Source organism: Yinghuangia sp. YIM S10712 (assembly GCF_051388935.1).
GTDB lineage: Bacteria > Actinomycetota > Actinomycetes > Streptomycetales > Streptomycetaceae > Yinghuangia.
Genome location: NZ_JBPKBI010000007.1, coordinates 192,752 through 202,625 on the forward strand (window position 1 = coordinate 192,752; position 9,874 = coordinate 202,625).

Genomic DNA, 9,874 nt, shown 5'->3' on the forward strand with positions numbered 1-9,874 from the left:
GGAACAACGTCGGAGCCGTCCTCACAGTCGGCCGACCGACGGCGAACCACGGGTCACCGCCGCGACTGCGACCAACCGGTGGGCAGAACGGGCGTCCGCCGTGCCCACGCCGGCCTCATCCGAGCCTGTACGTCGGCGCGGTGTCCACGCCCGGTGCCGCCAACGACGGAGCGCTCTCGATGAGTTCCCGGGTCACCTTGTGGCTCGGCGCGGTCAGCACGTCGTGGACCGGGCCGGACTCGACGACGTCGCCCGCGTCGAGGACCACGACGTGTTCGGCGCGGCGGGCCACGACGGCCAGGTCGTGGGTGACCATCACGACGGTGAGGCCGAGTTCGCGGCGCAAATCGTCGAGAAGATCGAGAATTGTGTCGGCGGTCTCCGGGTCGAGGGCCGAGGTGACCTCGTCGCAGACCAATACCCGCGGGTCGGCCGCGAGTGCGCGGGCCAGGGCGACGCGCTGGCGTTCTCCGCCGGACAGGCCCGAGGGTAGGCGCGCTGCCATGTCGGGGGCGAGACGGACTCGGGCGAGCAGGCGGACGATCTCCGCGTCGGCCGCCGGTGCGGGCAGGCCTCGTACGCCGACCAGTGGCCTGCGCAGCGCCTGCCGTACCGATTCGCGGGGGTTGAGGGCACCGACCGGGTCCTGCTGGACAAGCTGAACTTCCTTGCGTGCAGCAGGGGTTCGTCGCTGGTAGCCGGCCGGCAACCCTGCTCCCGCCCAGGAGATCGTGCCGGCCGTGTGTGCGTGCAGGCCCGCCACACACCGGGCCAGTGTTGTCTTCCCGGAACCGGACGGGCCGACGATCGCAGTACACGAACCCGGAGCGACGGTGGCGGAGACATCGTTGAGCGCCTTGCGCTTGTGGTGGTAGGCGCTCACGTCCCTCAGTTCGAGTCCGGCGCCGCGCCGCGGGGCCGTTTCGCGTGGTGTGACCGGGACCAACTTCAGCCGGTCGGCGAGGACTTCGTGAGCTGCGCCCTCGGCAACCACACGGCCGGCCTCCATCTCCAGCACGCGGTCCGCCAACCCGGCCACGAGGTGCGGGTCGTGGCTGACGAGGAGCGCGGCCCGGTCCGACCCGCGCAGCGTGTCGGCCACCAGGGCGCGGGTGCGCGCGGCGTGCACGGTGTCCAGGCCGCTGGTCGGTTCGTCGAGGACGACCAGGTCGGGTGAACCGGCCAACGCGACCGCGAGCGCGACGCGTTGGGCTTGTCCGCCGGAGATCTGGTGGGGGTGGCGGCGCAGGAACGCCCGGTCTGCGGGCAGGCCGACCCCGGTGAGGAGTCGGGCCACCTCATCGGCCACGAACGACCGTGTCGTCTTGCCCGGCGCGCGCAGGGTCACCGCCTCGGCGAGTTGCGCGCCCACGCGTCGCGCGGGGTTGAGTGCCGACGCGGGGTCCTGACCGAGGAAGGTGACGACGCGCCCGCGTACGCGGCGTGCACCGTCCCTGGTCAGGGGGTCGATACCGGCGACGCGTACGGTGCCCTCCCGAACGCGCAGACCGGGGCGGACGTGCCCCAGCAGCGCGAGCGAGAGCGTGGTCTTGCCGGAACCCGACCGGCCGACGATGCCGAGTACTTCTCCGCGGCGGACGGCCAGGTCGACGCCGACCACGGTGGCGGGTCCGGTCTCCGGGCCGATGGTCAGGCCTCGGACGTCGGCGATGGGCGCAGTAGTCACAGCCGTCATCCCGATCCCTTCGGCGATTCCGCGAACCAGTCCACGAGCAGGTGGGCGAAATCGGACACGACCACCCGCCGCGCCCTGGCGGCCGGGCGCCGCTCGGGTGCCTTGATCACGCGTCACTCCCCCACGACTCCGCGAGCCGGTCGGCGAGAACGCCGGCTGAGACGGCGAAAACCACCAGCAGCACGGTGGGGGCCAGAAACGGGGCCGTGGTCAACTTGGCCCCGGGCAGGTTCTCCTGCACCATCCGCCCCCAGTTCGCCTCGGGTGCGCCCCGGCCGAGTCCGAGGAACCCGGCGGTGGCCGTCAGGTGGACCCCGGCGACGAGGCGGATCCCGGCGTCGGCGGCCAGCGGTCCGGCGAGGTTGGGCAGCACGTCATACCGGAGCAGGTGCAGCGTGCCGTCGCCCCGGGCGAGGGCGGCTTCGATGTAGCCGCGGCCGGCGAGTCTTCGCGCGGCGGCGCGTACGACGCGGACGGAGAACGGCAGCGTGGTCAGGGCCACGGCGGCCACCACGGCGGTGTCGCTTGCGGGATATCCCGCCGCGAGGACCAGCATGAGCAGCAGCGCGGGCACCGCGGCGAGGACGTCGACGGCACGCACCACCGCCTCGCGAAAGCGCCCGTCGCCGAGCCCTGCCCACAGGCCGACCACGATCCCGATCAAGGACGTGGCGATGGTCGCGCACACGCTCGACACCACGATCACCCGCCCGCCGTGGAGTACGCGGCTCAGCACGTCCCGGCCGAGGACGTCGGTGCCGAGCAGGTGTGTCCCATCCGGTGCTTCGAAGGGCATGCCGACCTGTTCGGTGGGCGCGTGCGGCGCCACCCACGGGCCGATGAGAGCGGTGGCGAACACGAACAGCAGTCCGCCGGCGGTGAGCACGGTTGTCGGCGACCGTCGCCGTCCGGCCCCGGTGTGTTCGCGGGGACTCCGGGCAGTGTCCGTCTCTGCCATGGGAGTTCCTGTTCCGCCGAGCGTCATGCCGCACCCCTGGGGTCGATCAGGCGCGCGATGACGTCGCCGATGAGCAGCGTGACCAGCGTGACCGCGCACAGCGACAGCGCGATGCCCTGCACCATGGGGATGTCCCGCCCGGCGACGGCGAGTTGGAGTTCGCGGCCGATGCCCGGGTACCCGAAGACGTTCTCCACCACGACGGTGCCGCCGACGAGCCCCGCGGTGGTGAGGGCGAGGGCCTGGACGGCCGGTCCCCATGCTCCGGGCAGTACGTGCCGGACCGCGAGGCGCAGCCCGTACACGCCGTTCAGCCGCGCGGATTCGACATACGGCGTGGCGCTGATGTCGGCCGCGCTCGCACGGATGAGCCGTGTGGCCGCCGCCAGGCCGACGACCGACAACGTCAGCACCGGAAGGACAAGAATCTCCGGGGCGTGCAGCGGCGACGCGCCGAGCGGAACCAGTGACACCTGGGGAAGTACCGGCCACCACACGGCGAACACCGCCAGCAGCAGGCCTGCGGTGACGAACTCCGGTATGCCGACCATGGCTTGGGTGACTCCGGAGATCCACCGGTCGAGCGGTCGCCCGGCGCGCATGCCCGCGGCCAGCCCCAAGGCCACCGCGATCGGGACGGCGACGACGAGTGCGAGCGCCGCGAGCAGCAGGCTGTTCGGCAGCCGGTCGGCCACCACGTCGGCGACGGCCCGCCGGCCCACGAAGCCGGTGCCGAGGTCTCCCCGGACGGCACCGGAGGCCCAGTCCAAGTAGCGCATGACCGCCGGCCGGTCGAGCCCCAACTCGGCTCGCACTCGCGCGCGTTCCTCGGGGGACGCGTCGACCCCGGCCACCACGTCGCCCGCGTCCCCGGGCAGTACCTCGGTCGCCGCGAAGACCGCCACCGACAACAGCACGAGGACCACGGCGGCGAGGACGAGCCGTCGGATCACATAGCGGAGCATGGTCACGTCGCCCGAACTCCCGGCTGCACCAACGTCATTGCAGTGAGGCCTGGGCGAAGCCCGGGAACTGCTCGAACAGATCGTCCGCGACACCGGCGACGTTGCGCGACGCTGCGTTCATGTACGGCTTGAACACCGGCAGAACCGTGTTGCCGTCGCGCCACATCGCCAACTGTGCCGCGGCGCCTGCCTCTTGCGCACGCAGGGGGTTGCGTTCCCCGCGGGCCTGTCCCACCAGGGCGTCGACGTCGGGCCGGTTCCAGCCCAGCGCGCCCGGGGCGCCGCCTGCCGTGGTGACCTGGTAGGAGGACAGTGCAGGGACCGGCACGTGGAACGAGGCGGCCAGCGGCAGGCGGGTGTAGGCGGGGAAGTCGGCGAAGAGTTGGCCCGCCGGCAACTCGCGCAGTGCGGCGCGTACGCCGACCTTCTTGAGGTCTTCGACATACAGCGTCGCGGCCTCGACCATGCCGGGCGTCTCCGGTCCGGTGGTCAACGTGACCTCCATCCCCTCGGCACCGGCCTCGCGCAGCAACTGCCGTGCGCGATCAGGGTCGTAGGCACGCTGCGGTATGTCCCGCGCGTAGTCCGCGAAGCCGATGGACGGCAGGTCGTTGCCCACCGTGCCGCGCCCGAACAGCACTGTCTTGACCATGCCCTCGCGGTCGACGGCGAGTTTGAACGCCTCGCGGACCCTGGGGTCGTCGAACGGCTTGACGGCCATGTTCATGCGGAACGACAGCCCGACCAGGTACGGGCTCGCGGTCGGCGTGAGAACCACGCGGCCGTCCGCCTCCAGCGTGCGCGCGGTGACCGGCGGGAGGTCGTGCGCGAAGTCGACCTGTCCCCCGGTCAGCGCCCCTGCCCGGGCATCGCCCGCGGGGATCGAGCGCAGTTCCAGGCCGTCGAGGTACGGGCCGCCGCCGAGCGCGAGCCCGTAGTAGTCGTCGTTGCGTACGAATGCGGCACCCTGGCCGGGGTCGAAGCGGGTGAGTTTGAACGGACCGCACGTCGGCGTCCTCGTCGAATACTCCGTCGTGCCGTCCTTGACGACGAGGAAGGTGCCCTGGCACAGGATCAACCGTCCGTCGGCGATCGGTTTGCGGGTCGGCAGGACGACCGTCAGGTCCCCCTCGGCACGCGCCCGGTCGAAGTCGAAGTTGGCTGCGGGCATCTTGTACACCGGCAACGGGCTGCTCTTGGCGGGGCCGGCGAGCGAGTAGAGCACGTCGCGTGCGGTGACCGGCGACCCGTCGGTGAACCGCACGCCCGGCCGTACCCGCAGCGTGTACGTGCCGAGGTCGTCCGAGACATCGATGCCCTCCAGCACTCCGTACCGGACACCGTCGGGCGCGGCCGGGTCGAGGTTCCCGAGAGCCCCGTGCCACGCACGCGCACGCACGAAGTCCATGGGCGTCGGGCCCCGGAAGTGGTCGAGCGTCTCCGCCGCGCCTCCGCCGACGAATGCGGCACGCAACGTCCCCCCGCGCCTCTTCGGCCCGGCAGGCGCCGCAGCCGGATCGGCAGCGCCTCCGTCATCGGAGCACCCGACAAGAAATGCCGACCCGGCGGCGACCGCGACCGCGCCTCCGGCGGTTGCGCGCAGGAAGCGGCGACGTTCTATGGACTGGGACATGGTTCTCCTGAGCCAGGCGGGGACCGACCGCCAGGAGACTATCGGCAATGATTTTCAATATCAATAAGTCCTTCCGGTCGCCCGCCCACAAACCATGGAGGACGCGTCGGCCCGGCCCGCCTGACGCGACGAAAAAGCTGCCGCCAACGCCACTTCGACCGAGACAGATCCGGCCTCAGCCCTCCCCCGCCATCCCCCGCAGCATCGCGTCGAACGCACCGTCCCACTGCCTTCGCGCGTCCTCGAAATCACCGAGGGCGCCGCGTAGTTCGAGGCTGCACAGGCCGTGGGCCAACGCGTTCAACCGGACGGCGAGGTCGTGCGGGTCGGCGCGAGCGAATGCGCCCTCTTCCACGCAGCGGACGGTGGCCGCGACGAGTACGTCGAACGTGGGCCGGATCAGCACAAGCGTTCGGGCGTCGGGCTGAAAACCGGGAACCGCCCGGCCGAACATGAGCTCGTACAAGTGGGGGTTGGCCAGTGCGCTCGCACGGTAGGCGCGGCCGAGGGCCAGCAGATCGGCAACGGGATCGTCGGTGCGCGGCACACCGGAGAAGGCATCGCCGAGGCGCTGGAAGCCGGCGAGGAACATCTCGCGGACCAGGCCGGCCTTGTCGCCGAAGAGGCTGTAGACGGCCGTCGTGGAGACACCCACCTCCTGCGCGACGCGGCGCGTACTCAACGCCTGCGGGCCCTCGGCGGCCAGCAGGCGGCCGGCGGCGTCGACGAGGTCGCGGCGCAGTTCGGCGTAATCGCGGTTTCTTGGCCTTGCCATGGCGACCAGCATAACGTAACGTCATTATATAACAGCGTTTCGTATCAAGGATCGGGAGCCGCATCCATGTCCGGACTGCACGTCGTCCTCGGCGCCACCGGCGCGATCGGCTCGGCCGTGATCGCGGAACTGACAGCTCGCGGCCACAGCGTGCGCGCCGTCAGCAGAAACGCGCCCGCCGGCTCCCGCGGCTTTCCGGCGGACATCGGCACGATCGAGGGCTCGACCGCCGCCTGCGCGGGCGCCGAGGTCGTGTACCAGTGCGCACAACCCAAATACGAGCGCTGGGCCCAGGAGTTCCCCGACCTCACGCGTACGGTCCTGGCAGGCGTCGAGGCCGCGGGGGCGAAGCTCGTCATGGCCGACAACCTGTACGTCTACGGCCCTGTGGACACTCCCATGACCGAGGACATGCCCCACGTCGCGACCAACCCCAAGGGCCGGGCCCGTGCGGAAGTCGACAGGCTGATCCTCGACGCCCACCAGGCAGGGCGCATCCGCGCGACCCTGGGACGTGCCTCCGACTACTACGGCCCCGGCGGCGTCAACACCACCATCGGCCCCACCGTCTTCGCCGCCGCCCTGGCCGGAAAGACCGCCCGCTGGGTGGGCGACCTCGACCAGCCGCACACCGTCGCCTACCTCCCCGACATCGCCGCAGGCCTGGTCACTCTCGGCGAGCGTCCCGAGGCCGACGGCCGCGCGTGGCACCTGCCCGCCGCCGAACCGATCACCGGCCGCGACTTCCTCGGTCTCGTATGGTCGACAGCCGGCGGCAAGCCGAAGATCGCCGGCCTCGGCCGCACGACGCAACGCCTGCTCGGGCTCGTCAACCCCGTCGTACGCGAACTCGGCGAGACGTGGTACCAGCGCGATCGCCCGTTCATCGCCGACGACTCCGCGTTCCGCGAGGCCTTCGGCCCCGTCGGCACAACCGCGCACGCCGAGGGCATCGCCGCGACACTCGACTGGTACCGAACCCGCCGCGGAGCCTGACTCGGGGCTCCCGCAGGCACAGAGGGGACGGGCATCGCTAGGAGGACGAGCTCGGCCGCCCGGCCCGGGGCCGGGACTCGGAAAGGCCTCCGTCGAAGTGGCCCCGAGGCATCGGGCAAGCACGGCCTGCCCGTTGACATCGCCTCCGGGACAACCTCGCGACAACAGACGCCGACCTTGGGACGGGCGGCCGACCTTGGGACGGACGCCGCCCTTGGGACGGCCGCCCGCGTTGTCTACCGTAAGCGCTCGACACGAGTCGCCGTCCGGCTCGACCATGCCGGGCGGAGCACGCGCCCGCTGTCACGCAAGACGGTCGACCCGAGGAGCACGATGGAATTTCATCTGTACCTTCCGCAGATGCGCATGTCGATGCCCGAGATCGTCGAGCGGGCGGTCGCGGCCGAGCGGGCCGGGTTCGCCGGCATCGCGATGATGGACCACCTGGCGCCGCCCGCGGCCGAACAGGCTCCGATGTTCGAGGCGATGACCACGGCCACCTGGCTCGCCGCCCACACCGCGCGGCTGAGCGTGGGCCACCTGGTGCTGTGCGACATGTTCCGCAACCCCGTGGTGCTGGCCAAGCAGGCCGTCACGCTCGATCACGCCTCCGGAGGGCGCTTCGAGCTGGGACTCGGCTGGGGTTCCGCGCCGAGCGAGATCTCCGCGTACGGAATCGGCGACGCCACCCCGCGCGTGCGGGTCGACCGGCTCGCCGAGACCCTCGCCGTACTGCGACTGCTCTGGACCGGCGAGACCGTCAGTTACGCGGGCAACCACCATTTCCTCCACAACGTCGCAGCCCGGCCGACACCGACCGCGCCCATCCCGATCACTATCGGCGGAACCGGCCCACGAACGCTCGAACTTGTCGCCGAGTACGCGGATTGGTGGAACATTCAGATCGGCCGGCTGCCCGAACTCGATCGCCTGCGTCCCCGCGCGGGCAAGGCACGTGTATCGCTTCAGCAGTTCGTCACATTCATCCCGAGCGAAACCGAGCGCGACGAGATCGTCGCGAAGGCGCAGCGCCGCTTCGGTCCCCTCAACGTCGGCGGCGGCCTCGTCACCGGAACCGCCGCCGAACTGACCCCGCACTTCCGCAAACTCGCCGACCAGGGCATCGAACGCTGCTACGCCTGGTTCACCGACTTCGCGACCACACCCACCCTGGAAGCCTTCGGCGAGGTGATCGAAAACCTCCGCTGACGAGCCTCACGCCGGCCGCGGCCGGCGGAACGGGCCGTCAGGCATCGGGGCGTTTCCGCACGCCTGCCCCAAGAGGACGCGGGCCGGCGGCGGGTTCAAGGGCGCCTGGGGGCCGCGAACCCGCCCCGGTCGTCGGCTGCCACACTTGTCCGATGTCGACCAACTCCGTCGCCGGATTGACCGTTCGTCGCCCACGGGAGACCGATCAAGCACGCGTGCTCGCCGTGCTGGACCGCTGGTGGGGCGGGTTCGGCGGCGACGACGGCTCACGGCAGCGCGCCCTGCTTCTCCCCAGGCTGTTCTTCCAGCACTTCACCACGACCAGCTTCCTCGGGGAACAACAAGACGGCACCATCGGCGCCTTCCTCATCGGCTTCCTCTCGCAGAGCGACACCGACACCGCTTACATCCACTTCGTCGGCGTGGCCCCCGAACTGCGAGGCCAGGGCGTCGCCGCCGCGCTCTACAGCGCGTTCTTCGACACCGCACGCGCCCACGGCCGCCGGTACGTCCACTGCGTCACCAGCCCGGGCAACTCCGGCTCCCGGGCGTTCCACGCCGCACTGGGATTCACCGAGAAACCGTCCGAGAACGGCTCCGGCGAAGTGCACAAGGACTACGACGGCCCCGGACTGGATCGCATCGTCTTCGTACGAGAGCTCACGGACGACTGAAGCGCGACTTCCCGGGACTCGTGACGATCGGTTGGGCCGCTGGTTCACCAATCGATCACCCTCCCGATCCGAGGCACGCGATCCACCGGCCTCGCGAACCCCAAGGCGTAACAACCCTGTTGCCCCGACCACAGCGCGCGGGCCACGATCGGCTCCCATGAGCGACGCCGATGACGGCCAGGCCGCGGGCACGACCACGCTGCGGCCGTACCCGAAGATCCCGGCAAGCGGCGGCACGCCGGCACCGGGCGCACGCGAGTGGGTCGCGGCCGAGAAGGTCCACGGAGCGCACTTCGCGGTCGTCTGCGACGCGGCCGGGACGCGGCCCGCGAAACGCCGCGAACTCCTCGGCGACGACGACCTCGACGCGTTCTTCGGCGTCAGCCGCATCTGGCCCGCGCTGGCGGTGGCCGCGGACCGCTTCGCCGCGACCCTGCGCGCGGCAGGACGCAGGCACCGGGGCGGCCGTGCGGGCGGCGCGACGGACACGACACCCGTTGCGGCGATCACGCTTTACGGCGAACTCGCCGGCGGCCGTTACCCGCACCCCGATGTGCCCGCCGAGCCCGGCGTCGACCCCGTGCAGACCGGCGTGTGGTACGCGCCCGGACTGCACTGGCTGCTGTTCGACGCCGTCGTCGACACCTCCGGCGGACGCCTGTGGATCTCCGACCGCGTCCTGCGCACGGTCGCTGCCGGGGTCGGGCTGCCCTGCGCCCCACTGCTCGGCCGCGGCCCGCGGCGCCGACTGGACGACCTTCCCACCGCGTTCCCGACCCGAGTCCCCGCCCTTCTCAGGCTCCCGGAGCTGGACGGCAACCTCGCCGAGGGATATGTGCTCAAACCCGCCGGGGAATGGCGCGAGGATGCGGAAGACGCTTCCGTCGTACGACCGTTGGTCAAGGTCAAGCAGCAAGCTTTCGCCGAAGACCGCCGCTACAGCGGCGCGCGGCCCTCCCTGCCCCCGC

Annotated in this window: 9 protein-coding genes; 4 read left to right on the forward strand and 5 right to left on the reverse strand. The window is 71.3% G+C overall.

Annotated elements, in window-relative coordinates:
• Positions 1-115 precede the first annotated feature (115 nt).
• The 5 genes from ACRX5W_RS17390 to ACRX5W_RS17410 all read right to left on the reverse strand — a co-directional run bounded on the left by ACRX5W_RS17390 (position 116) and on the right by ACRX5W_RS17410 (position 6,027).
• Positions 116-1,696: an ABC transporter ATP-binding protein gene (locus ACRX5W_RS17390; protein ID WP_436789076.1), complete on the reverse strand. Its 1,581-nt coding sequence runs from the start codon at positions 1,694-1,696 to the stop codon at positions 116-118.
• A gap of 106 nt (positions 1,697-1,802) precedes the next feature.
• The gene (locus ACRX5W_RS17395; protein WP_436789077.1) at positions 1,803-2,654 is read right to left on the reverse strand and encodes an ABC transporter permease; all 852 of its coding nucleotides are present in this window, start codon (positions 2,652-2,654) and stop codon (positions 1,803-1,805) included.
• A gap of 23 nt (positions 2,655-2,677) precedes the next feature.
• On the reverse strand, positions 2,678-3,625 hold the full coding sequence (locus ACRX5W_RS17400) for an ABC transporter permease (protein ID WP_436789078.1): 948 nt from the start codon (positions 3,623-3,625) through the stop codon (positions 2,678-2,680).
• Between the two features lie 28 nt (positions 3,626-3,653).
• Complete coding sequence (locus ACRX5W_RS17405) at positions 3,654-5,252, reverse strand: ABC transporter substrate-binding protein (protein WP_436789079.1); 1,599 nt, start codon at positions 5,250-5,252, stop codon at positions 3,654-3,656.
• Between the two features lie 175 nt (positions 5,253-5,427).
• Positions 5,428-6,027 (reverse strand): TetR/AcrR family transcriptional regulator, encoded by a 600-nt coding sequence (locus ACRX5W_RS17410; RefSeq protein ID WP_436789080.1) that lies wholly within the window; start codon positions 6,025-6,027, stop codon positions 5,428-5,430.
• A gap of 66 nt (positions 6,028-6,093) precedes the next feature.
• Between ACRX5W_RS17410 and ACRX5W_RS17415 the strand changes: the two genes are divergently transcribed.
• The 4 genes from ACRX5W_RS17415 to ACRX5W_RS17430 all read left to right on the forward strand — a co-directional run.
• Positions 6,094-7,023, forward strand: coding sequence for an NAD-dependent epimerase/dehydratase family protein (locus tag ACRX5W_RS17415; RefSeq protein WP_436789081.1), 930 nt, complete (start codon positions 6,094-6,096; stop codon positions 7,021-7,023).
• A 333-nt stretch (positions 7,024-7,356) separates the two neighbouring features.
• Complete coding sequence (locus ACRX5W_RS17420) at positions 7,357-8,232, forward strand: LLM class flavin-dependent oxidoreductase (protein WP_436789082.1); 876 nt, start codon at positions 7,357-7,359, stop codon at positions 8,230-8,232.
• 152 nt (positions 8,233-8,384) lie between these two features.
• Positions 8,385-8,906 carry an N-acetyltransferase family protein gene (locus tag ACRX5W_RS17425; RefSeq protein WP_436789083.1) on the forward strand — a complete coding sequence of 174 codons (522 nt, stop codon included), beginning with the start codon at positions 8,385-8,387 and terminating at the stop codon, positions 8,904-8,906.
• A 157-nt stretch (positions 8,907-9,063) separates the two neighbouring features.
• Positions 9,064-9,874 (forward strand): RNA ligase family protein (locus tag ACRX5W_RS17430; RefSeq protein ID WP_436789084.1); only part of this gene is annotated, 811 nt, incomplete at its 3' end.